Source organism: Streptomyces sp. NPDC104381 (assembly GCF_055583745.1).
Genome location: NZ_JBVJNK010000008.1, coordinates 338,688 through 365,160 on the forward strand (window position 1 = coordinate 338,688; position 26,473 = coordinate 365,160).

The 26,473-nt window shown below is 72.1% G+C and carries 21 protein-coding genes; 11 read left to right on the top strand and 10 right to left on the bottom strand.

What is annotated here, in order from left to right; genetic code table 11:
- Positions 1-315: 315 nt before the first annotated feature.
- Both ACZ607_RS28255 and metH read right to left on the bottom strand, forming a co-directional pair.
- A complete protein-coding gene (locus ACZ607_RS28255; protein ID WP_469739046.1) occupies positions 316-1,014 on the bottom strand; it encodes an HAD family hydrolase in 699 nt (232 codons plus the stop codon).
- Positions 1,015-1,163: 149 nt separating this feature from the next.
- Entirely contained in the window at positions 1,164-4,676 is a 3,513-nt protein-coding gene (gene metH / locus ACZ607_RS28260; protein WP_469739048.1) for a methionine synthase, read from the bottom strand.
- A gap of 239 nt (positions 4,677-4,915) precedes the next feature.
- Here metH and ACZ607_RS28265 point away from each other — a divergent pair, with 239 nt between their 5' ends.
- The 7 genes from ACZ607_RS28265 (at position 4,916) to ACZ607_RS28295 (ending at position 12,871) form a co-directional block, all read left to right on the top strand.
- Positions 4,916-5,680, top strand: coding sequence for an IclR family transcriptional regulator (locus ACZ607_RS28265; protein ID WP_469739051.1), 765 nt, complete (start codon positions 4,916-4,918; stop codon positions 5,678-5,680).
- A 260-nt stretch (positions 5,681-5,940) separates the two neighbouring features.
- Positions 5,941-6,732 (top strand): MIP/aquaporin family protein, encoded by a 792-nt coding sequence (locus ACZ607_RS28270; protein WP_469739053.1) that lies wholly within the window; start codon positions 5,941-5,943, stop codon positions 6,730-6,732.
- Between the two features lie 40 nt (positions 6,733-6,772).
- Positions 6,773-8,302 carry a glycerol kinase GlpK gene (gene glpK / locus ACZ607_RS28275; protein WP_469739055.1) on the top strand — a complete coding sequence of 510 codons (1,530 nt, stop codon included), beginning with the start codon at positions 6,773-6,775 and terminating at the stop codon, positions 8,300-8,302.
- Positions 8,303-8,314: 12 nt separating this feature from the next.
- On the top strand, positions 8,315-9,925 hold the full coding sequence (locus ACZ607_RS28280; protein ID WP_469739057.1) for a glycerol-3-phosphate dehydrogenase/oxidase: 1,611 nt from the start codon (positions 8,315-8,317) through the stop codon (positions 9,923-9,925).
- A 129-nt stretch (positions 9,926-10,054) separates the two neighbouring features.
- Complete coding sequence (locus ACZ607_RS28285) at positions 10,055-11,017, top strand: LLM class flavin-dependent oxidoreductase (protein WP_469739059.1); 963 nt, start codon at positions 10,055-10,057, stop codon at positions 11,015-11,017.
- A 37-nt stretch (positions 11,018-11,054) separates the two neighbouring features.
- Positions 11,055-12,113: an LLM class flavin-dependent oxidoreductase gene (locus ACZ607_RS28290; RefSeq protein ID WP_469739061.1), complete on the top strand. Its 1,059-nt coding sequence runs from the start codon at positions 11,055-11,057 to the stop codon at positions 12,111-12,113.
- Between the two features lie 86 nt (positions 12,114-12,199).
- On the top strand, positions 12,200-12,871 hold the full coding sequence (locus ACZ607_RS28295) for a FadR/GntR family transcriptional regulator (RefSeq protein ID WP_469739063.1): 672 nt from the start codon (positions 12,200-12,202) through the stop codon (positions 12,869-12,871).
- Positions 12,872-12,883: 12 nt separating this feature from the next.
- Here ACZ607_RS28295 and ACZ607_RS28300 read toward each other — a convergent pair whose 3' ends face one another.
- Together ACZ607_RS28300 and ACZ607_RS28305 are read right to left on the bottom strand one after the other, a co-directional pair.
- A complete protein-coding gene (locus ACZ607_RS28300; RefSeq protein WP_469739065.1) occupies positions 12,884-13,672 on the bottom strand; it encodes an SDR family NAD(P)-dependent oxidoreductase in 789 nt (262 codons plus the stop codon).
- Positions 13,669-14,991 (bottom strand): enolase C-terminal domain-like protein, encoded by a 1,323-nt coding sequence (locus ACZ607_RS28305; protein ID WP_469739067.1) that lies wholly within the window; start codon positions 14,989-14,991, stop codon positions 13,669-13,671. Before ACZ607_RS28305 ends, ACZ607_RS28300 begins: the two co-directional genes overlap by 4 nt.
- Positions 14,992-15,231: 240 nt before the next feature.
- Here ACZ607_RS28305 and ACZ607_RS28310 point away from each other — a divergent pair, with 240 nt between their 5' ends.
- Positions 15,232-16,272 (top strand): PAC2 family protein, encoded by a 1,041-nt coding sequence (locus tag ACZ607_RS28310; RefSeq protein ID WP_469739069.1) that lies wholly within the window; start codon positions 15,232-15,234, stop codon positions 16,270-16,272.
- Between the two features lie 81 nt (positions 16,273-16,353).
- Here the strand turns inward: ACZ607_RS28310 and mshC are convergent, their stop codons facing one another.
- From mshC to ACZ607_RS28330, 4 genes are all read right to left on the bottom strand, one after another.
- On the bottom strand, positions 16,354-17,583 hold the full coding sequence (gene mshC, locus ACZ607_RS28315) for a cysteine--1-D-myo-inosityl 2-amino-2-deoxy-alpha-D-glucopyranoside ligase (protein WP_469739071.1): 1,230 nt from the start codon (positions 17,581-17,583) through the stop codon (positions 16,354-16,356).
- A 132-nt stretch (positions 17,584-17,715) separates the two neighbouring features.
- A complete protein-coding gene (locus ACZ607_RS28320) occupies positions 17,716-18,585 on the bottom strand; it encodes an SCO1664 family protein (RefSeq protein ID WP_469739073.1) in 870 nt (289 codons plus the stop codon).
- Positions 18,549-19,139, bottom strand: a complete 591-nt coding sequence (locus ACZ607_RS28325) for a DUF3090 domain-containing protein (RefSeq protein WP_033304581.1) — start codon at positions 19,137-19,139, stop codon at positions 18,549-18,551. Before ACZ607_RS28325 ends, ACZ607_RS28320 begins: the two co-directional genes overlap by 37 nt.
- 105 nt (positions 19,140-19,244) lie before the next feature.
- Complete coding sequence (locus tag ACZ607_RS28330; protein ID WP_469739075.1) at positions 19,245-19,955, bottom strand: histidine phosphatase family protein; 711 nt, start codon at positions 19,953-19,955, stop codon at positions 19,245-19,247.
- Positions 19,956-19,999: 44 nt separating this feature from the next.
- Here ACZ607_RS28330 and corA point away from each other — a divergent pair, with 44 nt between their 5' ends.
- Positions 20,000-20,995, top strand: coding sequence for a magnesium/cobalt transporter CorA (gene corA / locus ACZ607_RS28335; RefSeq protein WP_469739077.1), 996 nt, complete (start codon positions 20,000-20,002; stop codon positions 20,993-20,995).
- Between the two features lie 12 nt (positions 20,996-21,007).
- Here corA and ACZ607_RS28340 read toward each other — a convergent pair whose 3' ends face one another.
- Together ACZ607_RS28340 and ACZ607_RS28345 are read right to left on the bottom strand one after the other, a co-directional pair.
- A complete protein-coding gene (locus ACZ607_RS28340; RefSeq protein ID WP_469739079.1) occupies positions 21,008-21,796 on the bottom strand; it encodes a ferritin-like domain-containing protein in 789 nt (262 codons plus the stop codon).
- A 258-nt stretch (positions 21,797-22,054) separates the two neighbouring features.
- Positions 22,055-23,107 (bottom strand): LLM class F420-dependent oxidoreductase, encoded by a 1,053-nt coding sequence (locus tag ACZ607_RS28345; RefSeq protein ID WP_099177995.1) that lies wholly within the window; start codon positions 23,105-23,107, stop codon positions 22,055-22,057.
- A 142-nt stretch (positions 23,108-23,249) separates the two neighbouring features.
- On the opposite strand from ACZ607_RS28345, the gene ACZ607_RS28350 reads away from it, so the two are divergent.
- Positions 23,250-24,233, top strand: a complete 984-nt coding sequence (locus ACZ607_RS28350; protein WP_469739081.1) for an aldo/keto reductase — start codon at positions 23,250-23,252, stop codon at positions 24,231-24,233.
- Positions 24,230-26,467: a helix-hairpin-helix domain-containing protein gene (locus ACZ607_RS28355; RefSeq protein ID WP_469739082.1), complete on the top strand. Its 2,238-nt coding sequence runs from the start codon at positions 24,230-24,232 to the stop codon at positions 26,465-26,467. The genes ACZ607_RS28350 and ACZ607_RS28355 overlap by 4 nt, the downstream gene beginning before the upstream one ends.
- Positions 26,468-26,473: the final 6 nt, after the last annotated feature.

Genomic DNA, 26,473 nt, shown 5'->3' on the forward strand with positions numbered 1-26,473 from the left:
GGACGTTCTCCCTCATTCCGGCATGTGAGAAAACCGAGATTAGTAGGCGTCGCAGAAGGGCTTGACCGGTGCCGAACAGCCGCGTATGCACTGGGTGATCGGCGATGACGGGTTGTCCACGTCACGCTCGGGAATGTTTCGTACACGGCTTCAGGAATACGGACGTAAGGGGGTCCCGAAACGGACACGGGGACCCGCCCCGGGAACCCCCGATCGTCACGTCGAGTGACGAACGTCACGCCTCCGGCCGGGCGACCGTATTGACATGGACCTGATTCACGGGGTGCCGCCGGAACACCCTCGGTGCATCAGCTGTCACTCATCGACGACCAGGCCGCGCAGGAAGGCGAGGTCCACCTGCTCCAGGGAGGAGACGACCGCCCTGCCCGGCGCGGGGGCGATCGGCGCCACGGACGGCACGGCCACGACCCGGCAGCCCGCCGCCTCGGCCGCCGCGACACCCGTGGCGGTGTCCTCGATGACGGCGCAGCGCCAGGGGTCCGCCCCGAAGCCGGCCGCCGCAGCGAGGTAGGGCTCGGGGTGGGGCTTCGTACGGGTCACCTCGTCCCCCGCGACCGTGAGGGCGAAGTGGTGACGGCCCACCGAGTCCAGGACGCGGTCGATGATGCGCCGGTGCGAGGCGGAGACCAGCGCGGTGGGCACCTCGTGCGCGGACAGCTCGGCGAGGAGCCGGGCGGCGCCGGGCATCAGCGGCACACCTCGTCCGATGCGCTTCTCGAAGCGGTCGTTGAGCAGCACGGTGAGCTCCTCCAGCGCGATGTCGGCGCCGGTGACCTCGATGAGATAGCCGGCGCTGCGGGTCATCGGGCCGCCGACGACCACCTCGCGCCAGTCCGTCTCCAGCCGGTGACCGAGATCGGCGAAGACCTCGACCTCCACGTCCCACCAGAATCCTTCGGTGTCGACCAGTGTGCCGTCCATGTCGAGAAGGACGGCTTGCAGCGCCGACCCTTCGGCCGTACGGGTCAGGGACGCGGGGACCGTACTGGTCATCCGGCACACCTCCATGGGGTCCATGAGGGACGAGAAGGCCGGCCGCCTTCCCGGTGGGAACGGCGACCGGCCTGCACTGGACCGACCAGTCTACGACTCGTGGGCGTCCGGCGCGCGAAGTGGAGCGTCACCGCGCGTCGAACGGCGCCTTACCGCGCGTTGAAGTACTTCGCCTCCGGGTGGTGGATGACGATCGCGTCGGTGGACTGCTCGGGGTGCAGCTGGAACTCCTCGGAGAGCTTCACACCGATCCGCTCGGGCTCCAGGAGTTCGGCGATCTTCGCCCGGTCCTCCAGGTCGGGGCAGGCCCCGTAACCCAGCGAGAAGCGCGCCCCGCGGTACTTCAGCGCGAACATGTCCTCGACGTCGGACGGGTCCTCGCCGGCGAAGCCGAGCTCGCTGCGGACCCGTGCGTGCCAGTACTCGGCGAGCGCCTCGGCCAGCTGTACGGACAGCCCGTGCAGCTCCAGGTAGTCGCGGTAGGAGTTCGACTCGAAGAGCTCGGCGGTGGCTCCACCGATCTTCGAGCCGACGGTGACGACCTGGAGGCCGATCACGTCGGTCTCCCCCGACTCCTCGGGGCGGAAGAAGTCCGCGAGGCAGAGGCGGCGGCCGCGGCGCTGGCGCGGGAAGGTGAAGCGGGTGCGCTCCGAGCCGTCCTCGTGCAGCAGGATCAGGTCGTCGCCCTTGGAGACGCAGGGGAAGTAGCCGTAGACGACGGCGGCTTCCAGGAGGTTCTCGGTGTGCAGCTTGTCGAGCCAGCCGCGCAGGTGGGGGCGGCCCTCCCGCTCCACGAGCTCCTCGTACGTCGGTCCGTCGCCGGCGCGGGCCTGCTTGAGGCCCCACTGCCCCTTGAAGAGCGCGCCCTCGTCGAGCCAGGACGCGTACTCCTTGAGCTGGATGCCCTTGACGACCCGGGTGCCCCAGAACGGCGGCTCCGGGACCGGGTTGGTGACCGAGACGTCGGACCGCACGCCGTCCTCGGGCTCCACGACCTCGGCCACGGGGGCGTCCCGCTTGGGCACCCTGCGCTGCTTCAGCTCGGGGAGGGCGGCGCCGGGGACTCCGCGCTTGACCGCGATCAGGGCGTCCATCAGCCGCAGGCCCTCGAACGCGTCGCGGGCGTAGCGGACCTCGCCCTCGTAGATCTCGTGCAGGTCCTGTTCGACGTAGGCCCGGGTCAGGGCGGCGCCGCCGAGGATCACCGGGTAGTCGGCGGCCATCTTGCGCTGGTTCAGCTCCTCCAGGTTCTCCTTCATGATCACGGTGGACTTCACCAGGAGGCCCGACATGCCGATGACGTCGGCGCGGTGCTCCTCGGCGGCGTCCAGGATCGCGGAGACCGGCTGCTTGATGCCCAGGTTGACCACGTTGAAGCCGTTGTTGGAGAGGATGATGTCGACGAGGTTCTTGCCGATGTCGTGGACGTCCCCGCGGACGGTGGCGAGCACGATGGTGCCCTTGCCGTCGTCGTCGGTCTTCTCCATGTGCGGTTCGAGGTAGGCCACCGCGCTCTTCATGACCTCCGCGGACTGGAGGACGAAGGGCAGCTGCATCTGACCGGAGCCGAACAGCTCGCCGACGACCTTCATGCCGGCCAGCAGGGTGTCGTTGACGATCTCCAGGGCGGGCGTGGTCAGCAACGCCTCGTCGAGGTCCACCTCCAGGCCGTTCTTCTCGCCGTCGATGATGCGGCGCTGGAGCCGCTCGTCCAGCGGCAGGGCGAGGAGTTCCTCGGCCTTGCCCTGCTTCATGGACTTCATGTTGACGCCCTCGAAGAGCTCCATGAGCCGCTGCAGCGGGTCGTAGCCCTCCTCCCGGCGGTCGTGGATCAGGTCGAGGGCGACCTTGACCTGCTCCTCCTCCAGCCGGGCGATCGGCAGGATCTTGGAGGCGTGCACGATCGCGGAGTCCAGTCCGGCCTTCACGCACTCGTCCAGGAAGACGGAGTTCAGGACGACGCGGGCGGCCGGGTTGAGGCCGAAGGAGATGTTGGAGAGGCCCAGCGTGGTCTGCACGTCGGGGTGTCGGCGCTTGAGCTCGCGGATGGCGCCGATGGTGGCGATGCCGTCCTTGCGGGACTCCTCCTGGCCGGTGCAGATGGTGAAGGTCAGACAGTCGATGAGGATGTCCGACTCGTGGATGCCCCAGTTGGTGGTGAGGTCCTCGATGAGCCGCTCGGCGATGGCCACCTTGTGCTCGACGGTGCGGGCCTGGCCCTCCTCGTCGATGGTCAGCGCGATCAGCGCGGCGCCGTGTTCGGCGGCCAGCCCGGCGACCTTGGCGAAGCGGGACTCGGGGCCGTCGCCGTCCTCGTAGTTGACGGAGTTCAGTACGGCCCGGCCGCCCAGCTTCTCCAGACCGGCGCGCAGGACGGGCACCTCGGTGGAGTCGAGGACGATCGGCAGGGTGGAGGCGGTGGCGAAGCGGCCGGCCAGCTCCTCCATGTCGGCGACGCCGTCGCGCCCGACGTAGTCGACGCAGAGGTCGAGCATGTGCGCGCCCTCGCGGATCTGGTCGCGGGCCATCTCCACGCAGTCGTCCCAGCGCGCGTCGAGCATGGCCTCGCGGAACTTCTTCGATCCGTTGGCGTTCGTACGCTCGCCGATCGCCAGGTACGAGGTGTCCTGGCGGAACGGGACGGTCTGGTAGAGCGAGGCGGCGCCCGGCTCGGGACGCGGGGCGCGGGACGCCGGCTCCGCGCCGCGGACGCGGTCCACGAGCTGGCGCAGGTGTTCCGGCGTCGTACCGCAGCAGCCGCCGACGAGCGAGAGGCCGTACTCCTGGACGAAGGTCTCCTGGGCGTCGGCCAGGCCCTCGGCGTCGAGCGGGAAGTGCGCGCCGTCCTTGGTGAGCACGGGCAGCCCGGCGTTCGGCATGCAGAGCAGCGGGATGCGGGAGTGGCGCGTGAGGTAGCGCAGGTGCTCGCTCATCTCGGCGGGGCCGGTCGAGCAGTTCAGGCCGATCATGTCGACGCCGAGCGGTTCGAGCGCGGTCAGCGCGGCGCCGATCTCGGAGCCGAGGAGCATGGTGCCGGTGGTCTCGAAGGCCAGGGAGCAGAGGACCAGCAGGTCGCTGCCCATCGCCTCCAGGGCGCGCCGGGCGCCCAGCACGGCGGCCTTGGTCTGCAGGAGGTCCTGCGTGGTCTCGATGATGAGCGCGTCGGCGCCACCGGCGATCAGGCCCTCGGCGTTCTGCTGGAAGCCGTCGCGCAGGACCGTGTACGGGGCGTGGCCCAGGGTGGGCAGCTTGGTGCCGGGGCCGATGGAACCGAGCACCCAGCGCTGCTGTCCGGTGGACTCGGTGAACCGGTCGGCGACCTCGCGGGCGATGGCCGCGCCGGACTCGGACAGCTCGTGGATCCGGCCGGGGATGTCGTACTCGCCCAGGGCGGAGGCGTTGGCCCCGAAGGTGTTGGTCTCCACGCAGTCCACGCCGACGGAGAAGTACTCCTCGTGGACCGAACGGACGATGTCGGGGCGGGTGACGTTCAGGATCTCGTTGCAGCCTTCGAGGTTCTCGAAGTCCTCGAGGGTGGGGTCCTGGGCCTGGAGCATGGTGCCCATGGCACCGTCGGCCACCACCACCCGGGTGGCGAGCGCCTCACGGAGCGCTGTGGCTCGGTTCCGGCTGTCAGCGGAGGGGGTCGGCAACGAGGCCATGGATGTTCTCCCAGGGATGCGACGGCTGTCGGCTTTGCGCCCTTCTGCGGAGGGGGCACGCGGCCAGCGTAGCCGGGAGGCGCCCGGGCCGGTCGTCGTGTCCCACGACGCGGACTGCATGCTGTGCGGGGAACGGGCCCGCACACGGAGTGACGCATAATTCTCGCGCCACCGGACACAGGTCGGCATCGACCGATAGTGTTCAGCATTGTCGAACCGAGGTGGAGGAGTACGGCGCGATGGCGAAGAACATCCAGTCGCTCGAGCGGGCAGCCGCGATGCTGCGTCTGCTGGCGGGGGGTGAGCGCCGTCTCGGCCTGTCCGACATCTCGTCGTCCCTGGGCCTGGCCAAAGGTACCGCGCACGGCATTCTGCGGACCCTCCAGCACGAGGGCTTCGTCGAGCAGGACAGCGCGTCCGGCCGCTACCAGCTGGGCGCCGAGCTGCTGCGCCTGGGCAACAGCTACCTCGACGTGCACGAGCTGCGGGCCCGCGCGCTGGTGTGGACCGACGACCTGGCCCGCTCCAGCGGCGAGAGCGTCCACCTCGGGGTGCTGCACCAGCACGGGGTGCTGGTCATCCACCACGTCTTCCGGCCCGACGACAGCCGCCAGGTGCTGGAGGTCGGCGCCATGCAGCCGCTGCACTCCACGGCCCTGGGCAAGGTCCTGTCCGCGTACGACCCGGTGGCGCACAGCGAGGCCACCGAGATGGAGCGGCGCTCGTTCACGCCCCGCACCGTCACGGGCGAGGAGGAGTTCGAGGAGCTGCTCGACCTGATCCGGGCGCAGGGCTGGGCGGCCGACGTCGAGGAGACCTGGGAGGGCGTGGCCGCGGTGGCCGCGCCCATCCACGACCGGCGCAGGATGCCGGTCGGCGCGGTGGCCGTGACGGGCGCCGTGGAGCGCGTGTGCACCGACGGCCGGCTGCGGCCGGAGCTCGTCGCCGCCGTACGGGACTGCGCCCGCGCCGTCTCCCGGGACCTGGGCGCCGGACGCTTCTGAGGCCCCCGCGGCGTCGGTAACGATCGAGTCGCACATCACAGACCCCTTGACGCACCCCCCGACGGGGAGAAACATTGCCGCTCACCGGTCGGCATTGCCGAACACTTAACGGCAATACGCGTTAGAGTGTGACAGTGCCGAGGGCCGGTCAAGCCCTACAGGTGACGTACCCGTGTTCGATGGGTACCCACCTGGGGCGCGATCCACCGGAGGGACCCGGTGTTTCGCCTTCCCCTGGACGAAGGACAAAGGAGTCGCGGGTGTCCAGCTCCGACATCTTCATCGGCGAGACCATCGGTACCGCCATACTCATCCTGCTCGGCGGCGGTGTCTGTGCCGCCGTCACGCTCAAGCGCTCCAAGGCGCAGAACGCCGGCTGGCTGGCCATCACCTTCGGGTGGGGCTTCGCCGTGCTGACCGGCGCCTACATCGCCTCCGGCGTGTCCGGCGCCCACCTCAATCCCGCGGTCACGATCGGCCTCGCGATCCAGGGCGGCACCGCGTGGAGCGACGTGCCGCTCTACCTCGCCTCCGAACTGCTCGGCGCCATGATCGGCGCGGTGCTGGTCTGGGCCGTCTACTACGGCCAGTTCCACGCCCACCTCACCGATCCCGGGATCGTGGAGAACCAGCCGGCCGAGGAGGGCATGGTCGACCAGTCGACCGCCCCGAAGGCCGGCCCCGTGCTCGGCATCTTCACCACGGGCCCGGAGATCCGGCACATGGTGCAGAACGTGGTCACGGAGATCATCGCCACCTTCGTACTGATCCTGGCGATCCTCACCCAGGGCCTCAACGACGAGGGCAACGGCCTCGGCGCGCTCGGTGCCCTGATCACCTCGCTGGTGGTCGTCGGCATCGGTCTGTCGCTCGGCGGTCCGACCGGCTACGCGATCAACCCGGTGCGCGACCTCGGTCCGCGCATCGTGCACGCGCTGCTGCCGCTGCCCAACAAGGGCGGGTCGGACTGGGGCTACGCCTGGGTACCGGTGGTAGGACCGCTCATCGGGGGCGCACTCGCCGGTGGGCTCTACAACCTCGCCTTCGCCTGAGCCCGACCCTCCAGACCACACAGACTTCCGGGAGCCAACCGTGACCGACGCACACACCACCGGGCCGTTCATCGCGGCCATCGACCAGGGCACCACGTCCAGCCGCTGCATCGTCTTCGACAAGGACGGCCGGATCGTCTCCGTCGACCAGAAGGAACACGAGCAGATCTTCCCGAAGCCGGGCTGGGTCGAACACGACGCCAAGGAGATCTGGGAGAACGTCCAGGAGGTCGTCGCCGGGGCCGTCGTCAAGGCCGGGATCACCTCCGCCGACGTCAAGGCGATCGGCATCACCAACCAGCGCGAGACCACCCTGCTCTGGGACAGGCACACCGGTGAGCCGGTCTACAACGCCCTCGTCTGGCAGGACACCCGCACCGACGCGCTCTGCAAGGAGCTCGGCCGCAACGTGGGCCAGGACCGCTTCCGCCGCGAGACCGGGCTGCCGCTCGCGTCGTACTTCGCCGGACCCAAGGTCCGCTGGCTGCTCGACAACGTCGAGGGGCTGCGTGAGCGAGCCGAGCGCGGCGACATCCTCTTCGGGACGATGGACTCCTGGGTCATCTGGAACCTCACCGGCGGCACCGACGGCGGCGTCCACGTCACCGACGTCACCAACGCCTCGCGCACCCTGCTGATGAACCTGCACACGATGCAGTGGGACGACAAGATCCTCCAGTCGATCGACATCCCGTCGGCGCTGCTGCCGGAGATCCGCTCCTCCGCCGAGGTGTACGGGGCGGCCAAGGGCGGCGTCCTCGACGGCGTCCCGGTGGCCTCCGCGCTCGGCGACCAGCAGGCCGCGCTGTTCGGCCAGACCTGTTTCGCCCAGGGCGAGGCCAAGTCCACGTACGGCACCGGCACCTTCATGCTGATGAACACCGGCGACACCCCGGTGAACTCGTACAACGGGCTGCTGACCACCGTCGGCTACCGGATCGGGGACCAGAAGGCGGTGTACGCCCTGGAGGGCTCCATCGCCGTCACCGGATCGCTCGTCCAGTGGATGCGCGACCAGATGGGGCTGATCAAGTCCGCCGCCGAGATCGAGACGCTGGCGTCCTCCGTCGAGGACAACGGCGGGGCGTACTTCGTGCCCGCGTTCTCCGGGCTGTTCGCCCCCTACTGGCGCCCCGACGCCCGCGGTGTCATCGCGGGTCTCACCCGCTACGTGACCAAGGCGCACATCGCCCGGGCCGTGCTCGAGGCCACCGCCTGGCAGACCCGCGAGATCAGCGACGCCATGACCAAGGACTCCGGCGTCGAGCTGACCGCGCTCAAGGTCGACGGCGGAATGACCTCCAACAACCTGCTGATGCAGACGCTCTCCGACTTCCTGGACGCCCCCGTGGTGCGCCCGATGGTCGCCGAGACCACCTGCCTCGGCGCGGCCTACGCCGCCGGCCTCGCCGTCGGCTTCTGGCCGGACACCGACGCGCTGCGCGCCAACTGGCGCCGTGCCGCCGAGTGGACACCCCGCATGGACGCGGCCACCCGTGACCGCGAGTACAAGAGCTGGCTCAAGGCCGTCGAACGGACCATGGGCTGGATCGAGGACGAAGAGAGCTGAGGAGCAATCGACATGACCACCCTGCAGAGCGTCCCCGCCCTCGGGACGCATCCGGCCTCCGGCTCCCTCCCGAGCCGCGCCGAGACCCGGGAGCAGCTGTCCAAGGCGACGTACGACCTCCTGGTGATCGGCGGCGGCATCCTGGGCATCTCCACCGCCTGGCATGCCGCGCAGTCCGGACTGCGGGTGGCCCTGGTGGACGCCGGCGACTTCGCCGGCGCCACCTCCTCGGCCTCCTCCAAGCTGCTCCACGGCGGTCTGCGCTACCTCCAGACCGGCGCGGTGAAGCTGGTCGCCGAGAACCACTTCGAGCGGCGCGCGGTCTCCCGTCAGGTCGCCCCGCACCTGGCGAACCCGCTCACCTTCTACCTGCCCGTCTACAAGGGCGGGCCGCACGGCGCCGCCAAGCTCGGCGCGGGCGTGTTCGCCTACTCGGCGCTGTCCGCGTTCGGTGACGGCGTCGGGCACGTGATCAGCCCGGCCAGGGCGCAGCGCGACGTACCCGAGCTGCGTACGGACAACCTGAAGGCCGTCGCGGTCTACGGCGACGACCAGATGAACGACGCCAGGATGGCGCTGATGACGGTCCGCGCGGCCGTCGACGCCGGGGCCGTCGTCCTCAACCACGCCGCGGTGACCGGGCTGCGGTTCACCGAGGGCCGCGTCACCGGAGCCGAGCTGGAGGACCGTCAGGACGGCACCGAGTTCGGCGTGAACGCCCGCCTGGTGCTGAACGCGACCGGCCCCTGGGTCGACCACCTCCGGAAGCTGGAGGATCCGGCCGCCGCGCCTTCCATACGCCTGTCGAAGGGCGCCCACCTGGTCCTCAAGCGGACCCGCCCGTGGAAGGCGGCGCTGGCCACCCCGATCGACAAGTACCGGATCACGTTCGCCCTGCCCTGGGAGGACATGCTGCTCCTCGGGACGACCGACGAGGAGTACGAGGGCGACCCGGCCGATGTCGCGGTCACCGAGAAGGACACGGCGCAGATCCTCGACGAGGCGGCGTTCTCCGTACGGGACCAGCAGCTCTCCCGCGATCTGATCACGTACTCCTTCGCGGGGCTGCGGGTGCTGCCCGGCGGGCCCGGCGACACCTCCAAGGCAAAGCGCGAGACGGTCGTGACGGAGGGCCGCGGCGGGATGCTGTCGGTGGCGGGCGGCAAGTGGACGACGTTCCGCCACATCGGCCGTACGGTGATGAACAAGCTGGCCGAGCTGCCCGGGCACCCGCTGGGCGAGGACATGGAGCCGATGGCGCGGCTGCCGAAGAAGGTGCCGCTGCCCGGTATCGCCAACCCGAACGCGGTCGCGCACCGGCTGCTGGTCGACGGCGGTACGCCGGGGCCGCGGATGCCCGCCGACACGGCCCGGCACCTCGCGACCCACTACGGCTCGCTCTCCTTCGACATCGCGCGCCTGGCGAACGAGAACCCGGCGCTGGCCGAGCGCATCCACCCCGACGCCCCGGAGATCTGGGCGCAGGTGGCCTACGCGCGCGACCGCGAATGGGCCGAGACGGCGGACGACGTGCTGCGCCGCCGGACGACGCTGACCATCCGGGGCCTGGCGACGGACGACATCCGGGCCCGGGTCGAGGACATGCTGGCCGACGGGCGCTGACGGCGCCGGCGCACACGGCAGCAGGGGCGGTCTCCCGGTCGGGGAGGCCGCCCCTGCGGCATGCGCGGCCCGGGAGACGTGCCATGTGCCCGCCATACGGGTGCAATACGACGCGGGGACAGTGGAGGGATGTCCGAACACCGGGGATTCCATCTGTCAGTGGCCCTGAACGGCGACGGTTCGCATCCGGCCGCGCCCTCCAGGCCCTTCACGCCCGACGCGTACGCCCGGCTGGTGCGCGGCGCCGAGGCCGGACTGCTCGACTTCGTCACGGTGGAGGACGGCCCGGGGCGGCTCGACTCCGCACTGCTGCTCGCCCTGGCGGCGCAGGTCACCGAACGGATCGGGCTGGTCCCGCTGGGCCCGACGACGGGCGACCCCACCGCCTGGGCGACGCGGATCGCGACGCTGGACCATCTGAGCGCGGGGCGGGCGGGGGTGCGGCCCCGGGCCACCACGAGCAACCCCGAGCACGCACGGCTGCTGACGGTCCTCGGCACTCCCGAGGGCGACCGGCGGGTGGCCGAACTCTTCGCGCGGGCCGGTGAGTTCCTGATCGAGGCGACCGCCGCCTGGGACTCCGTGCCCGCGCCGCAGGGCAGGCCGCCGCTGGCGCTGCTCGCCCACGCCACGGTCCCCTACCGGCTGGCCGCCGCGCACGGCGATGTGGTCTTCGTGACCCCGGCGGACACCGCGGGGCTGGTCGCCGTACGCAAGGAGGTCGAATCGCTGCGCGAGGAGGCGGGCCGGCCGCCCGGGGCGGTGCGGGTCTTCGCCGACCTGAACGTCGTCCTGGGTGACGGCAAGGAGGCGGCCGAGGCGCGGCTGGCCGGTCTGGAGGAGGCCGCCGGTGAACCGTTCACCTCGGACGCGGCCGTCTTCACCGGCACTCCGGAGGGCCTGGCCGACCTGCTCCAGGAGTGGTTCCTCGACGGCGGCGCCGACGGGTTCCGGCTGCGGCCGGCGGTGCTCCCCGACGACCTGGACGCGATCGTGGCCGGGCTGGTGCCCGTCCTCCAGCGGCGCGGGCTCTTCCGCACCGGGTACACGGCCCGGACCCTGCGCGGCCACCTCGGTCTCGCCGCCGCGTAACGCCCACCACACCGCCCCGCACCGAAGGAAGGCCACCTTGAAGTTCTCCGTACTCTCCCTCGTCGGGCACGCCCCGCATCCGTTGACCGGTGAACTCCCCTCGGCCGCCGACCGGTTCGGCGAGGTGCTGGAGACCGGTGCGGCGGCGGAGCGGCTCGGCTTCGACGCGTACGCGATCGGGGAGCGGCACGCCGGGCCGTTCCTCTCGTCCAGCCCGGGCGTGGTCCTGGGCGCGCTGGCCGCGAGGACCTCCACCATCCGGCTGCTCACCGGGGTCACGGTCGTCGCGATCCTCGATCCGGTGCGGGTGGCGGAGGAGTTCGCGACGCTGGACCAGATCGCGCGCGGCCGGCTGGAGCTCGTCGTGGGGAAGGGCGCGGAGGCCGGTCACTTCAGCCTGTTCGGGCTGGACGAGGAGCGGCAGTGGGACCTGCAGAAGGAGAAGTACGAGCTGCTGCGGCGGCTGTGGAGCGAGGAGGGGGTCGACTGGGAGGGCGAGTTCCGTCCGCCGCTGAAGGACGTGACGACCGTGCCGCGTCCGTACGCCGGTCCCCCGCGCGTCTGGCACGGCTCGGCGACCAGCCTCAACTCCCCCGAGCTGGCGGCCCGGCACGGCGACCCGCTGTTCACGGCCAACGCGATCCAGCCCCGCGAGGCTTACGCGCGGCTGATCGCCCACTACCGCGAGCGGTTCGAGGCGTACGGGCACGACCCGGCGGACGCCCGGGTGGCGGCGGGGTCGGGGGGCCTGCTGATCGCGGACACCACGGCGCGGGCCGTCGGACGCTACAAGGAGCTGTACGAGGCCAAGGTCGCCCAGACCTTCAAGCCGCACCTGGAGGGCAGGGCCGGCTACAACACCCCGTTCCGCACGATCGAGGACGCGATCGCCGACGGGCCCCAGCTCATCGGGTCCCCGCAGCAGATCATCGACAAGATCCTCGGCTTCCACGCGGTGTACCGGCACGACCTCCAGTCGATCACCGTGGACGGCTTCGGGCTCCCGCACGGCGAACAGCTGGAGACGCTCCAGCGGTTCGCCGAGGAGATCGCGCCGGTCGTACGGCGGGAGGCGCCCACCACCCTCTGGGACTGAGGTGACGGGCAGGGGGCGGTGGGCGCGTCCGGTGGCCGCATAATGATGTCCATACATCGGATGTCTTGTGCGCGAGGAGGCCCCACATGGCCGTCACCGACGAAGCGATCGAGAAAATCAAGGGAATGATCGTCTCAGGTGCCCTGGCCCCGGGTGACCGGCTCCCCAAGGAGAGCGAACTCGCGGCGGAGCTGGGTCTGTCACGCAACTCGCTGCGCGAGGCGGTGCGTGCGCTGTCGCTGATCCGGATCCTGGACGTCCGTCAGGGCGACGGCACCTACGTCACCAGTCTGGACCCGCAGTTGCTCCTGGAGGCGCTCAGCTTCGTGGTGGACTTCCACCGCGACGACACGGTGCTGGAGTTCTTCGCGGTCCGCCGGATCCTGGAGCCGGCGGCCACGGCGATGGCGGCACCGCGTATCGAGGAGGAGGAACTGGACGCGCTCGGTGCCCAGCTGGACGCGCTGGGGCCCGATCCCTCGGTGGAGGCGCTGGTCGCCGCCGATCTGGAGTTCCACCGCGGGATCGTCCGGGCCTCGGGCAATTCGGTGCTCTGCTCCCTGCTGGACGGGCTGTCCGGCCCGACCACCCGGGCCAGGGTGTGGCGCGGGCTGACCCAGGAGGACGCGGTCAGCCGCACCCTGCACGAGCACCGCGCGATCCTGGCCGCCCTGCGGGACCGGGACGCCGAGGCGGCCCGGTCCTGGGCGACGGTGCACATCGCGAGTGTGGAGTCCTGGCTGCGCTCGACCCTGTGAGAGCGCGGCGGTTCAGCCCCGCGAGGGGTCGGCGGGACGCAGCCGCAGGCCCTGCATCCCCCCGTCGACCGCGAGCGCGGTGCCCGTGACGGACGCGGCCGCCGGGCTCGCCAGGTAGACGACGGCGGCGGCCACCTCATCGGCGGAGACCAGCCGCCCCAGGGGCTGGCGGGCGTCGAGCGCGGCGCGCTCCGCGGCCGGGTCGTCGGCCCGGTCGAGCAGCCGGCCGATCCAGGGGGTGTCCGCGGTGCCGGGGTTGACGCAGTTGACCCTGATCCCTTCGCGGACGTGGTCGGCGGCCATCGCGAGGGTGAGGGCGAGCACGGCTCCCTTGCTCGCGCTGTAGAGCGCCCGCTGCGGCAGACCGGCGGTCGCGGCGATGGAACAGGTCTGGGTGACCGACACGGCCCCCGGGCGTCCGGCGGCGGCACGGCGCAGATGGGGCAGCGCGTGGCGGGCGGTGCGGACCATGCCGAGCACGTTGATGTCGAGTACGCGCGCCCACTCCGCGTCGGGGTTGTCCTCCACCGTGCCGATCGAGCCGATCCCCGCGTTGGAGACCAGGGTGTGCAGGCCGCCCAGCTCGGCGGCGGCCCGCTCGACGGCCGCCCGTACGGCGTCGTCGTCCGTGACGTCGGCCCGCAGGGCGAGCGTTCCCCCTGGGGCGCCCTCGGGGTCGCGGTCGAGTACGGCGACACGCGCCCCCCGGGCGAGCAGCAGGGCCGCCACGGCGGCTCCGATACCGGAGGCGCCTCCTGTCACCAGGGCGGACATTCCGTCGAAATCCTGTGTCACGGTCATCGGCCGGTCTCCTCGGGTGTGCGGCGGGCCTGCCGGTCGGGACCCTGCGGGTAGCGGTGGCCGGCGAGCGAGGCGGGGAGCATCCGGGCCGAGAAGCCCGGTTCGCGGGGGGCGACGTAGCGGCCGTTCTCGACGACGGCCGGGTCGGCGAAGTGTTCGTGGAGATGGTCGACGTACTCGATGACGCGGTCCTCCACGCTGCCGGAGACCGCGACGTAGTCGAACATCGCGAGGTGCTGGACCAGTTCGCACAGTCCGACTCCCCCGGCGTGCGGGCAGACCGGCACGCCGTACTTGGCGGCGAGCAGCAGGATCGCGAGGTTCTCGTTGACCCCGGCGACGCGGGCGGCGTCGATCTGGACGAAGTCGACCGCGCCGGCCTGGAGCAGCTGCTTGAACACGACCCGGTTGGCGGCGTGTTCGCCGGTGGCGACCTTGACGGGCTGCCCGGCGCGCACGGCGGCGTGGCCGAGGACGTCGTCGGGGCTGGTCGGTTCCTCGATCCAGTACGGGTCGTACGGGGCGAGCGCGGTCATCCACTCCACCGCCCCGGCCACGTCCCAGCGCTGGTTGGCGTCGACGGCGATCCGGATGCCGGGGCCGACGGCCCGGCGGGCGAGCGCGAGTCTGCGGACGTCGTCGTCCAGGTCGGCGCCGACCTTCAGCTTGATCTGGGTGAAGCCGTCCGCGACGGCCTCCTCGGCGAGGCGTACGAGCTTGTCGTCGTCGTAGCCCAGCCAGCCGGGCGAGGTGGTGTACGCCGGATAGCCCTCGGCCAGCAGCCGTCCGGTGCGTTCGGCCCGGCCCGGCTCGGCGGCGCGCAGGATACCGAGCGCCTCCTGCGGGGTGAGGGCGTCCGTGAGGTAGCGGAAGTCGACGAGGGAGACGAGCTCCTCCGGGGTCATCCCCGCGAGGAACTCCCAGACGGGCTTCCCCGCCAGCTTCGCCGCGAGGTCCCAGGCCGCGTTGAGGACGGCTCCGGCGGCCATGTGCGCCACGCCCTTCTCGGGGCCGAGCCAGCGCAGCTGGGAGTCGTGCGTGAGCGAGCGGTACAGGGCCGCGAGGTCCGCGGCGGTACGCGGGGCGGGGCGGCCCACCACGAAGGAGCTGAGCCCTTCGATGGCGGCGGCCATGACGTCGTTGCCGCGGCCGATGGTGAAGCAGAAGCCGTGTCCCTCCGCACCGTCGCCGTCCGTCCGCAGGACGACGTAGGCGGCGGAGTAGTCGGGATCGGGGTTCATGGCGTCCGAGCCGTCCAGCTGTTCCGAGGTGGGGAACCGGATGTCGTCGACCTCGAGGTCCATGACGGTCAGACTCATGTGCGCCCCCAGGGGAATAACATCGGATCTCTGCACGATCATCCGATGTATAGCCTCCCGCAGGTCCCGAGGTCCAGCCTCCTGGCGAGGTTTGATCAGTTTCCGCTCACTTCCGGCCAGGACAGCTCGGATGAATCATGGGGTGGCACGCTTCAGCTCCGGGCGCAAACGACTGCGGCGGAAGAGGGCGGAAGCCGTAAGGTTGGTCCGTACACAAGGGAACTTCGGAAGGAGGCCTGGGTGATCGAGCTCGAGGGGGTACCCGAGCTGATCGACCCGGTCATGGTGGCCGCGTTCGAGGGCTGGAACGACGCCGGTGACGCCGCCTCCACAGCGGTCGCGCATCTGGACCGGGAGTGGAAGGGCGAGGTCTTCGCGGCGCTCGACGCCGAGGACTACTACGACTTCCAGGTCAACCGGCCCACGGTGTTCATGGAGGGCGGGACGCGCCGGATCACCTGGCCCACCACGCGGCTCTCCGTGGTCAGGGTCGGCGGCGAGAAGCCCCGTGACCTGGTCCTGATCCGTGGCATCGAACCCTCCATGCGCTGGCGTTCGTACTGCAACGAGATCCTGGGCTTCGCCCATGAGCTGGGCGTCGAGATGGTCGTCATCCTGGGGGCGCTGCTCGGCGACACCCCGCACACCAGGCCGGTGCCGGTCAGCGGGGTCACATCGGATCCCGACCTGGCACGGACCATGGACCTGGAGGAGACCCGTTACGAGGGGCCGACCGGCATCGTGGGCATCCTCCAGGAGGCGTGCACGCACGCCGGCGTGCCCGCGGTGAGCCTGTGGGCCGCGGTGCCGCACTACGTGTCGCAACCGCCGAACCCGAAGGCGACGCTGGCTCTCCTGAACCGCCTGGAGGATCTGCTCGGTCTGCGGATCCCGCTGGGCGAGCTGCCCGAGGACGCCCGCGCCTGGCAGCTCGGGGTCGATCAGCTGGCCGCCGAGGACAGCGAGGTCGCGGAGTACGTGCAGACGCTGGAGGAGGCGCGGGACACCGCCGAGCTCCCCGAGGCGTCCGGCGAGGCCATCGCCCGTGAGTTCGAGCGGTATCTGAGGCGCCGGGACGTCGGCGGCCCCGGCCAGGCGCCGGGCGGTCACGCCACGGAGAGCGGCGACGTGCCGTATCTGCGGGACACCTCCGGCGGCCGTACGAGGCCACCGAAGCCGCAGCGCCCGGAGAAGGGCCGGCCGAAGGACACCGACGGGGGCTCCTCCACGCCGGAGGATCCGCCGTCCACGGGGCCGGACGAGGAGACCCCGGAGGACTGACACCCCCGCACGCCGGACGGCCCCGGACCTCGCGACTGCTCGCGGAGTCCGGGGCCGTCCGGCGTGATCGGTGAGGACGGGTCAGAGAGCCACGCCCAGCAGGGCGTCGACGGTGCGGGAGACGAGGCCGGGGGCGCCCTCGTCGGAACCGCCGCCGGCGCTCTGCCGCTCGGCCCAGCGGTCCACGGCGGCGAGTGCGGCCGGGGCGTCCAGGTCGTCGGCCAGGGCCGCCCGCACTTCCTCGACCAGGGCGTCGGCGGGGAGTCCGTCGGGCCGGGAGACGGCCGCGCGCCAGCGGGCGAGACGCTCGACGGCGTCGGCGAGCACCTGGTCCGTCCACTCCCAGTCGGACCGGTAGTGGTGGGCGAGCAGGGCGAGCCTGATCGCCGCGGGGTCCACGTCGTCCCGGCGGAGCGCCGAGACGAAGACGAGGTTGCCCTTGGACTTGGACATCTTCTCGCCGTTCAGGGCGACCATGCCGGCGTGGACGTAGGCACGGGCGAAGGGGTACTCGCCGGTCAGCACCTGGGCGTGCGAGGCGCCCATCTCGTGGTGCGGGAAGGCGAGGTCCGAGCCGCCGCCCTGGATGTCGAAGCTCATGCCCAGGTGGTCCAGCGCGATGGCCACGCATTCGATGTGCCAGCCGGGCCTGCCGGCGCCGAGGCTGCCGCCGTCCCAGCTCGGCTCGCCCTCACGGGCGGCCATCCAGAGCATCGGGTCGAGCGGGTTCTTCTTGCCCGGACGCTCCGGGTCACCACCGCGCTCGGCGGAGAGCAGCCGCATGGCCTCGGCGTCGAGGCCGGAGACCGCGCCGAAGTGCGGGTCGCACTCGACGGAGAAGTAGATGTCGCCCTCGAGTTCGTAGGCGGCGCCCGCGTCGCGGAGGCGTTCCACGAGCGGCACGATGCCGGGTATCGCCTCGACCGCCCCGATGTAGTGCTTCGGCGGGAGCATGCGCAGGGCGGTCATGTCCTCCCGGAAGAGTGCCGTCTCGCGCTCCGCGAGCTCGGTCCAGTCCTGACCGTCGCGTACGGCCCGCTCCAGCAGCGGATCATCCACGTCGGTCACGTTCTGGACGTAGTGAACCTGCCGCTTGGTGTCGAGCCACACGCGCTGAACGAGGTCGAACGCGTTGTAGGTCGCCGCATGACCCATGTGGGTCGCGTCGTACGGCGTGATGCCGCAGACGTAGATGCGGGCGACGGGACCGGGGTCAAGGGTGATCCGTCCGCCGGTCGCGGTGTCGTGGATCCGAAGGTCGCGGCCCTTGCCAGGCAGGGCGGGGACCTCAGAAGCGGGCCAGGCATGCATGTCATGAGCGTAACCGGACGATGCATCCGGATACGAACCGGATGGCAGATCATGGCCGAAGAGGCGGTCTTGCGCGTGGGGCGGTTCTCCTCTAGGAGCCTCCGCCCGGGCCGGGGCGGCCGGCCCGGGTGCTCACACCGGGGGCCACGGGATCGGCGGCCAGTCCCCGCTCGGACCGGGGTGGCGGCCGGACTTGCGGAGGCTCTCCACCCGGCCGCGCAGGGCCTCGGTCTCGGCCTCGGTGATCAGTTCCCCCAACCGGGTGGCGAGCGCCGCCCCCGGCTCCAGGCCGGCGGAGAGCCGGTCGAGGACCTCGGTGGCCTCCTCCGTCAGCGGCTCGCCCGCCCATCCCCAGAGCAGCGTGCGCAGCTTGTCGTCCGCGTTGAAGGTGACGCCGTGGTCGATGCCGTACAGCCGGCCGCCCTCCGCGGGCAGCAGGTGACCGCCCTTGCGGTCGCCGTTGTTGATCACCGCGTCCAGGACCGCGAGCCGGCGCAGCCTGGGGTCGTCGGCGTGCACCAACAGGGCGGTCCTGCCCTCCCCCACCTCGGCGAAGCCGACGGCCTTCCAGCCGTCCCCCGGCTCGTCGTCCTCGACGAGCGCGAGCAGCGGCGGCAGCCCGTGGGCGGAGGCGGCGGTGGCGTCGGCGGCCTCGTTCTCGGGCTGGGCCTCGATCCACAGCTGGCACATGCCCTCGCCGTACGGGCCCTCCCTGAGCACCGTGGGCGGCACGAGCCCCCAGCCGGTGGCCTCGGAGATCTCGTACGCGGCGACCTCGCGCTGGGCGAGGGTGCCGTCCGGGAAGTCCCAGAGCGGCTGCTCCCCGGCGACCGGCTTGTAGACGCAGGGGCGTTCCTCGCCCTCGTACGCGACCGTGCAGTACAGCACGGCGTTCGACGCGCCCCTGACCTGGCCGAGGACGGTGAGCTCCCCCTCGGCGAGCAGGGTGCGCAGCTCCGCCTCCGTCAGGCCCCGCGACGGTATCCGTTCTGGCGCGGGCATACGTGTCCTTCCGGGTCGAGGGGGAGGCTGCACAGCGGGCACGGCGGGCGGCCGGCGTTCACGACGTCCAGCGCGCGCTTGGCGAACGCCCGCGCCTGGGCACCGCTCAGCCGGACGCGGAGCATCGGCGGGCCGTTCTCCTCGTCCTGAAGAAGCCTTTCCTCGGCCTCGGCGAGGTCGTCCTCGGAGTCGGCGTCCAGTTCGACGAGGGCCTGCGCCTCGACGATCATGCGCTGCTCCTCGCCGTCCCAGGCGAGCGCCATCGTGCCGACCCTGAACTCCTCCTCGACGGGGGCGTCGAGCGGCGCGGTGTCGGTGACGTCCATGGGTGCCACGGCGGGCACCGGTGAGTTGCCGCCGGTCCGCCGGACGACCTCGTCGAGGAGTTCGTCGATCCGTTCGGCCAGCGCGGCGACCTGGGTCTTCTCCAGGGCCACGCTGGTGACCCGTCCCCGCGAGGATGCCTGCAGGAAAAACGTACGGCGGCCAGGCAACCCGACCGTACCGGCCACGAAGCGGTCCGGTGGGTCGTAGAGGAACACCTGACGGGACACGTCCTGTCTCCCTTGAGAATGTGATGGCGGATGGGGGCGGCCCCGGGGCCTCGCGGGACGTCCCACGGGGCCTCTACGGCGCGTCCACCCTACTGCGCGGAGCGATCACGGTGCCCCAGCGCCGCCCCCGACGGCCGCATCCGTTGCCGTGTCCCCCGCCGCGTCGGCCCCGATGGCCTGTTCGCGCGGTGCCAGTGACGCGAAGTCGCCGGTGTCGCCGAGCCGGAGGAGGAACGGGCGCAGCGAGGTGTAGCGGATCGCGGTGACGGAGCAGGGGTCGGCGTGGAGGCGCTGGAAGAGGTCGAGGTGCATGCCGAGCGCGTCGGCGACGAGGGCCTTGATGATGTCGCCGTGCGAGCACATCAGATACGTGGCGTCCTCGCCGTGCTCCGCCTCGATCCGGGCGTTCCAGTCCCGTACGGCCTCGACGGCCCGGGCCTGCATGGCCCGCATGGACTCGCCGCCGGGGAAGGCGGCGGCGGAGGGGTGCTGCTGGACGACCCTCATCAGCGGTTCGTCGGAGAGCTCGGCGAGCTTGCGGCCCGACCAGTCCCCGTAGTCGCACTCGCTGATCCGCTCCTCGGTGTGCAGCGGGAGCCCGGGGCGGGCGTCGAGGAGCGGCTGGAGCGTCTCGCGGCAGCGCTGCAGCGGGCTGCTGACGGCCGCCGTGAGGGTGAGGGCCGACAGCCGGCCGGGCAGTGCGGCGGCCTGTTCGGCACCGCGTTCGTCGAGGGAGACGCCGGGGGTCCGGCCGGCGAGCACCCCGGAGGTGTTGGCGGTGGAGCGTCCGTGGCGTACGAGGATGAGCGTGGGCATACCTGCCAGCGTAGAGGTGCGTGAACTCTTCGCGGCAGGGAAGAATGCGCGGGGTGATCGTCGACTGCGGAATTTACCGGGACGGGCGCAGGACCGAGGGTCCCGCCGACTTCTCCGATGCCCTCGACGAGGCCCGTGCCGCAGGGGACGCCTTCGTCTGGATCGGGCTGCACGAGCCGACGGAGAAGGAGTTCGACCTGGTGAGCAGCGAGTTCGCGCTGCACCCGCTGGCGGTCGAGGACGCCCTGCGCGCCCACCAGCGGCCCAAGCTGGAGATCTACGACGACTCCCTCTTCGTGGTCATCAAGCCGGTGGTCTACGAGCAGAAGAGCGACACGGTGAGCGCCGGTGAGCTGATGCTGTTCATAGGGGATTCGTTCGTGGTGACGGTGCGCCACGGCGAGGGCGCTCCCCTCGCGGCCGTACGCCGCCGGCTGGAGGCCGAGCCCGAGGTGCTCAGGCACGGGCCGACGTCGGTGCTCTACGCGGTGAGTGACGCGGTCGTGGACCACTACATCGAGGTCGCCGCGGAGCTCCAGGTCGACCTGGAGGAGCTGGAGGCCCAGGTCTTCGCCCCGGTCGGGGCGGCGGACGCCACGAACACGGCGGCGAGCATCTACACCTTCAAGCGGCAGGTGCTCGAGTTCCGCCGGGCGACCAATCCGCTGAGCGGGCCGATGGCGCGGCTGTCGAGCGCGGGCGTGCCGTTCGTCGACGCCGACGCGCAGCCGTTCTTCCGGGACGTGGACGACCATCTGACGCGTGCCGTCGAGCACGTGGAGGGGCTCGACCGGCTGCTCTCGGACATCCTGTCGGCTCACCTGGCGCAGGTGGGTGTCCGGCAGAACGACGACATGCGGAAGATCTCGGCGTGGGCCGCCATGGCCGCCGTACCGACGATGGTGGCCGGGATCTACGGGATGAACTTCCGCCACATGCCCGAGCTCGACTGGGCGTGGACCTATCCGGCGGTGGTCGTGCTGATGGGCCTCGCGGTCTTCGGGCTGTACCGGCAGTTCAAGCGCCGCGGCTGGCTGTAGGACGCACCCGGCTCAGGCGTACTCGGTCTCGGGTACGGCGGGGCCGCCCAGCGCGTCGCGCAGGGCGGGCTGTTCGAGACTGACCATGCGCCGCCAGCCCAGTGCCCGCTCGTACGCGTACATCGCGTGGATGCCCGCGACGAGCAGGGCGGACTTGGCGCGGGACCACCCCAGCAGGGCGCCCATGTGGCCCATCACGGCCAGGCTGACGTCACGGTAGACGCGGATCTCGGCGTGGGCGCACTCCCGCAGGACGGACTGGATGGTCCGGCCGTGTCCGGCCCGGGCGAAGCGGAGGAGCTCCTCGTGGCAGTAGGCGAGGTGGTTGTCCTCGTCCCGCGAGATCATCTTCACGGCGCGGCCGAGGGCGGGGTGGCCGGCGAAGTGCTTGAGCAGGAGCCGCATCTGTTCGGAGGCCCGCTGTTCGGTGACCCTGCTGTGGGACAGGTAGACGATGATCTCGTGCTCGGTGAGCGGCTCCTCGCGGCTGAGCCGGTCGTGGGCGAGGCCGATGCCGTGGCGCTCCAGCAGGAGGGTGTAGTCGGTCTCGTACGGCACCGTCGCGGGCTGGAGTCCGCGCTGCTTCAGCAGGGCGTTGAAGATCCGGCCGTGCTTGTCCTCGTCGGCGCCGTGCCGGGCGACCTTGGGTGCCAGCTCACGCAGTGCCGGGGGGACGAGCGCGGCGATGCGTCCGTTCTCCCAGCCGCCCTGCGACTCCCCGCCCGCGGCGATCGAGCAGAACAGCCGGAACGCCTCGTCGTCGTCGAGGATCTCCTGGAACAGACTCTTTGCCGAGAGCATCACTGCCACCTTTCGCACCGGTGTCCGCAGAGGCACAGTCAAATTCGGTACGCGTGGGTAGGCAACACGAGCGGGGCCGGGCAGGGCCGAACGGGCGCCCGGCACCGCCCGGACCTGCCCCGGAGCCCCGGGAGGGTCACGGGGCGTAACCCGGGGCGCCGGGGCGCGTTGTTCCGTGTGACGGCCGTGGCGGGGAGGACCCCCGAGCCCCCACCACGGCCGTAGTGCTGCGCCGGTGCTACGCGTGCGTCCGTGCCGTCACGCGGCGAGGCCGGAGCGCTCCAGGGCGTCGGTCCCGGCGCGCAGGGCCGCGAGCCGCTCGTCGAGCGTGAAGCCCGCCGGTGCGAGGGTCAGCGTGGTGACGCCGGCGGCGGCGTACGCCTGCATCCGGTCGGCGATCCGCTCGACCGGGCCGAGCAGCGTGGTCTGGTCGATGAGCTGGTGCGGCACCGCGGCCGCGGCGCCGGCCTTGTCGCCGGACAGGTACTTGTCCTGGATCTCGGCGGCCTCCTTCTCGTAGCCCATGCGCTGGGCGAGCTGGTTGTAGAAGTTCTGCTTGCGGCTGCCCATGCCTCCGACGTACAGCGCGGTGTACGGGCGGAACATGTCGGCGAGGCCGTTGACGTCGTCGCCGACGGCGAGCGGAACCGTGGGGCAGACGTCGAAGCCGTCCATGGTCTTCCCGGCCTTCTCGCGCCCGGCCCGCAGGTGCTTCACCGCGGTCTCCTCCAGGTGGTCGGCGGAGGGGAAGATCAGCAGGGCTCCGTCGGCGATCTCGCCGGTCTGCTCCAGGTTCTTCGGGCCGATCGCGGCGATGTAGAGCGGGATGTGCTCGCGCTGCGGGTGGACGGTCAGCTTGATGGGCTTGCCCGGGCCGCCGGGCAGCGGCAGCGTCCAGTGGTCGCCGTCGTACGACAGGCGCTCCCGGGACATCGCCTTGCGCACGATCTCGACGTACTCGCGGGTGCGGGCCAGCGGCTTGTCGAACTTGACGCCGTACCAGCCCTCGGAGACCTGCGGTCCCGAGACGCCGAGGCCGAGCCGGAAGCGGCCGCCGGAGAGCGAGTCGAGGGTCGCCGCGGTCATCGCCGTCATGGCGGGCTGACGGGCCGGGATCTGCATGATCGCGGAGCCCACGTCGATGGACTCGGTGCGGGCCGCGACCCAGGCCAGCACCGTCGGCACGTCGGAGCCGTAGGCCTCGGCCGCCCAGCAGACGTCGTAGCCGAGCCGGTCGGCCTCCTGGGCGACGGCGAGGTTGTCGTCGTCCATCCCCGCACCCCAGTAACCGAGATTGATGCCGAGCCGCATACCCACGCTCCTCTACTGATCAGTAACGTTCCTGTGCCGGGGACTCTAGCGCGGGGCGGCGGAATCCGGCAGGCTCGCCCGGGTACGGCGGTTGTCCACAGGCCTCCACCCCGTGGGGCCTTGGCCAGTAATCTCAGCGCCCATGGAGCAGAGGCATCTCGGCCGTACCGGCCTTCGAGTGTCCCGGATCGGGCTGGGCACCCTCACCTGGGGCCGGGACACCGACGAACACGACGCCGCCGACCAGCTCAAGGCCTTCTGGGACGCGGGCGGCACCCTCGTCGACACCGCCGACGTCTACGGCGGCGGGGAGGCCGAGCACCTGCTGGGGCACCTTCTGGACAGCCTGGTGCCACGGCGGGATCTGGTCATCGCCACCAAGGCGGGCAGCGTGCCCGACCCGTACCGGCGCTTCGACGGTTCGCGCGGCCACCTGCTCGCCGCCCTGGACGCCTCCCTGCGACGGCTCGGGACGGATTACGTCGATCTCTGGCAGATCCACGCCTTCGATCCGGTGACACCGCTGGAGGAGACCCTGCAGGCGCTGGACCTCGCCGTGTCCTCGGGGCGCGTCCGGTACGCCGGGGTGTCCAACTTCAGCGGCTGGCAGCTGGCCAAGGCGGCCACCTGGCAGCTCGCCGCGCCCGGGCTGCGCACCCGGCTGGCCTGTACGCAGATGGAGTACTCGCTGCTCCAGCGGGGCGTCGAGCGGGAGGTGCTGCCCGCGGCGCTCGACCTCGGGGTGGGGCTGCTGCCCTCGTCCCCGCTGGGCCGCGGGGTGCTGACCGGCAAGTACCGCACGGGCACGCCGTCCGACTCGCGGGGGGCGTCCGAGCAGCTGGCGCCGTTCGTCGAGCCGTACCTCGACGAGGCCGCGGGCAGGATCGTGGACGCGGTGGCCACGGCGGCCGACGGCCTCGCCACCACCCCGCTCCAGGTCGCGCTCGCCTGGGTGCGGGACCGGCCGGGTGTGGTGGCCCCGGTCGTCGGCGCGCGCAACGCGCGGCAGCTGACCGAGGCGTTGTCGGTGGAGGCGCTTAGTCTTCCTGACGAGATCTGCCAGGCGCTCGACGATGTGTCGGCGCCCGTGCACCGCTATCCCGACCAGGACTGGAGCACGCTGTGACTGCGCACCCCCGGGGAGAGACCCCGGACCCCGCGGCCGAGGACCACGAGGCCGTCGAGGACTCCGGCCCCCAGGCCGCCGACGCGCCCGGCGCCCCCGACGAGGGCGGCGCGGGGCGGGCGGAGGGGACGGACGACGGCGCGGCGGACGCACCGGACCCGGAGCAGGCTCCCGGGGACCCAGAGGCGCCCGCGGCGCCCGCGCTGTCGGAGGCCGAGGCGGAGCTGGCCGCACAGCGTGAGCTGCGCGAGCGGATCGAGCGGCGCAAGGCCGAGAAGGAAGGGCCGATCGCGGCCGGCACCAAGCTCAGCGGCCCGGCCGCGGATCTGCTCGCCGCGGTGCGCGCGGTGGAGAGCGGCGAGAAGCCGGGCACCGCGTTCTTCGACTCACCGGCGTCGGCGCCCGCGCCCCGCCGGGCGGCCCCCGACGCCGCGCCCGTCCGCCCCTCCCCGGCCCCCGAGCGGCCGGCCCCGCGCGTCGCGTCGTCCGAGGCCGCCGCCTCGGTCGCGGAGGTGCTCGCCGCAGGCGGGGCCCCCGAGGCCCTGGCGCGCCCGGCGGCGACGGTGCTCGGCGAGGGGGCCGCCGAGATCCTCCGGGAGGACCCGTGGCAGCTGCTGTCGGTGCCCGGGGTGCGGCCCGAGCAGGCGGACGGCTTCGCGCGGGCGCTGCTGGGCGCCGGGTGCGGCCCGGACGACGAGCGGCGCACGGCGGCCCTGGTGGGCTGGCTGCTGGAGCGGGCCGCGCTGCGGGGGCACACCGCGATGGACGCCGACGAGGTCCGCACGGCGCTGGCCGGCTTCGCGGTGACCGACCCGGCGGAGGCCGTCCAGCACGCCGTCGCCGAGGGCGTCGTACTGGTCTTCCAGGACGACGAGGCCGAGGAGGACGCCCAGGAGCCCGACGGGGCGGAGGACGCCGGGGAGCCGTCCGACGACACGCCCCGGGCCGACCGGGAGCCCCTACGGGTCCTGCTCGGCCTCGACCGGTACGCCCTGGCCGAGGAGAGCCTCGCCGACGGGCTGGCCCGGCTGGTCAACTCCTGCGAGAAGGGCGCCGACTGGACGGACGCCGCTTCCGCCGCCCCGTCCCCCTCCGCGGGCGAGCTGATCCGGGCCGCCGCGACCGCGGGCCTGGTCGCCCACAGCGGCGGCGAGACGGCCCGGGCGGAGCCGGCCGCACTCATCGCCGCGGCGCACGGCCTCGGGCTGCGGGCCCTGGGCACCACCCACAGCGCGGACGGGCGGCGCAGGCTGGCGGCCGCGGTGGGCGACCCGGGGTCCGCCGTCACGCTCTCCGCCCTGCTCTCCGGCGAGGACGGGCCCGGCCGGGACGCGGACGGCGCGTTCGCCCTCGACGTCCTGGTGGTGCTGGACGCCCCGCAGCTCGATGTGGAGACGGCGGCGATGCTGGTGGAGTCCCTCGCCGACGGGACCCGGCTGATCCTGAGCGGCGACCCCGGGGTGCTGGGATCGGCCGGCGCGGGGCGGGTGTTCGCCGACGTGATCGCGGCGCGTTCCTGCCCGCACGTGGTCTCGCGCACGCCGGACCCCGGACCGATCGGCGAGCTGGTCTCCGGCATCGGGATCGGCGAGCTCACCCAGGTCGAGGCGCCCGGCAGGGAAGTGGTGATCGTGCCCGTCCGGGACCCGGGCGAGGCCGTCCACCGCACGGTGCAGCTGGTGGCCGACTCGGTGCCGCGCGCCATCGGCGTACCCAGCTCCGACACCCAGGTGATCACGGTGGGGCACGGCGGCCCGGCCGGGACCACCGCGCTGAACGCGGCGCTCAAGCAGCGGCTCAACCCGGGGCCGGGCCGGTTCGGGGGCTTCGACCCCGGCGACCGCGTGGTCCATGTCCCCGCCCCCGGCAGGGCGGTTCCGGGCTCGGTCGTCTCGGCCGACGCCGAGGGCCTGCACCTGGACTGCGCGGGCACCCCCGTCGTCGTACCGCAGGAGCGGGTGGAGACCTCCGTGCGCCACGGCTGGGCGCTCAGCGCCCACCAGGCGGCCGGGATGCGCTGGCCCGCCGCGGTGGTCGTCCTGCCCGGGGACGCCGCCCAGCAGCTCAGCAGGCCCTGGGTGTACACGGCGTTCAGCCGGGGTGAGCGCCACCTGTCCGTGGTGCACGGCGTGGACCAGGCCCTGCCGCGCTCCGTCGCCGAGGTCCCGGCCCAGGAGCGGACGACCCGGCTGCGCCCCCTGCTGGAGGCGCTGCCCACGCCGGACGCCTCGTAGCCGTAC

Coding starts and splice junctions, on each gene's coding strand:
- ACZ607_RS28255 (WP_469739046.1), bottom strand. CDS start 1,014: ATGACCAGTACGGTCCCCGCGTCCCTGACCCGTACGGCCGAAGGGTCG.
- corA (WP_469739077.1), top strand. CDS start 20,000: ATGCGCGGGGTGATCGTCGACTGCGGAATTTACCGGGACGGGCGCAGG.
- ACZ607_RS28280 (WP_469739057.1), top strand. CDS start 8,315: ATGACCACCCTGCAGAGCGTCCCCGCCCTCGGGACGCATCCGGCCTCC.
- ACZ607_RS28320 (WP_469739073.1), bottom strand. CDS start 18,585: ATGCCCGCGCCAGAACGGATACCGTCGCGGGGCCTGACGGAGGCGGAG.
- ACZ607_RS28305 (WP_469739067.1), bottom strand. CDS start 14,991: ATGAGTCTGACCGTCATGGACCTCGAGGTCGACGACATCCGGTTCCCC.
- metH (WP_469739048.1), bottom strand. CDS start 4,676: ATGGCCTCGTTGCCGACCCCCTCCGCTGACAGCCGGAACCGAGCCACA.
- ACZ607_RS28285 (WP_469739059.1), top strand. CDS start 10,055: ATGTCCGAACACCGGGGATTCCATCTGTCAGTGGCCCTGAACGGCGAC.
- ACZ607_RS28345 (WP_099177995.1), bottom strand. CDS start 23,107: ATGCGGCTCGGCATCAATCTCGGTTACTGGGGTGCGGGGATGGACGAC.
- mshC (WP_469739071.1), bottom strand. CDS start 17,583: ATGCATGCCTGGCCCGCTTCTGAGGTCCCCGCCCTGCCTGGCAAGGGC.
- ACZ607_RS28350 (WP_469739081.1), top strand. CDS start 23,250: ATGGAGCAGAGGCATCTCGGCCGTACCGGCCTTCGAGTGTCCCGGATC.
- ACZ607_RS28295 (WP_469739063.1), top strand. CDS start 12,200: ATGGCCGTCACCGACGAAGCGATCGAGAAAATCAAGGGAATGATCGTC.
- ACZ607_RS28265 (WP_469739051.1), top strand. CDS start 4,916: ATGGCGAAGAACATCCAGTCGCTCGAGCGGGCAGCCGCGATGCTGCGT.
- ACZ607_RS28300 (WP_469739065.1), bottom strand. CDS start 13,672: ATGACCGTGACACAGGATTTCGACGGAATGTCCGCCCTGGTGACAGGA.
- ACZ607_RS28330 (WP_469739075.1), bottom strand. CDS start 19,955: ATGCCCACGCTCATCCTCGTACGCCACGGACGCTCCACCGCCAACACC.
- ACZ607_RS28340 (WP_469739079.1), bottom strand. CDS start 21,796: ATGCTCTCGGCAAAGAGTCTGTTCCAGGAGATCCTCGACGACGACGAG.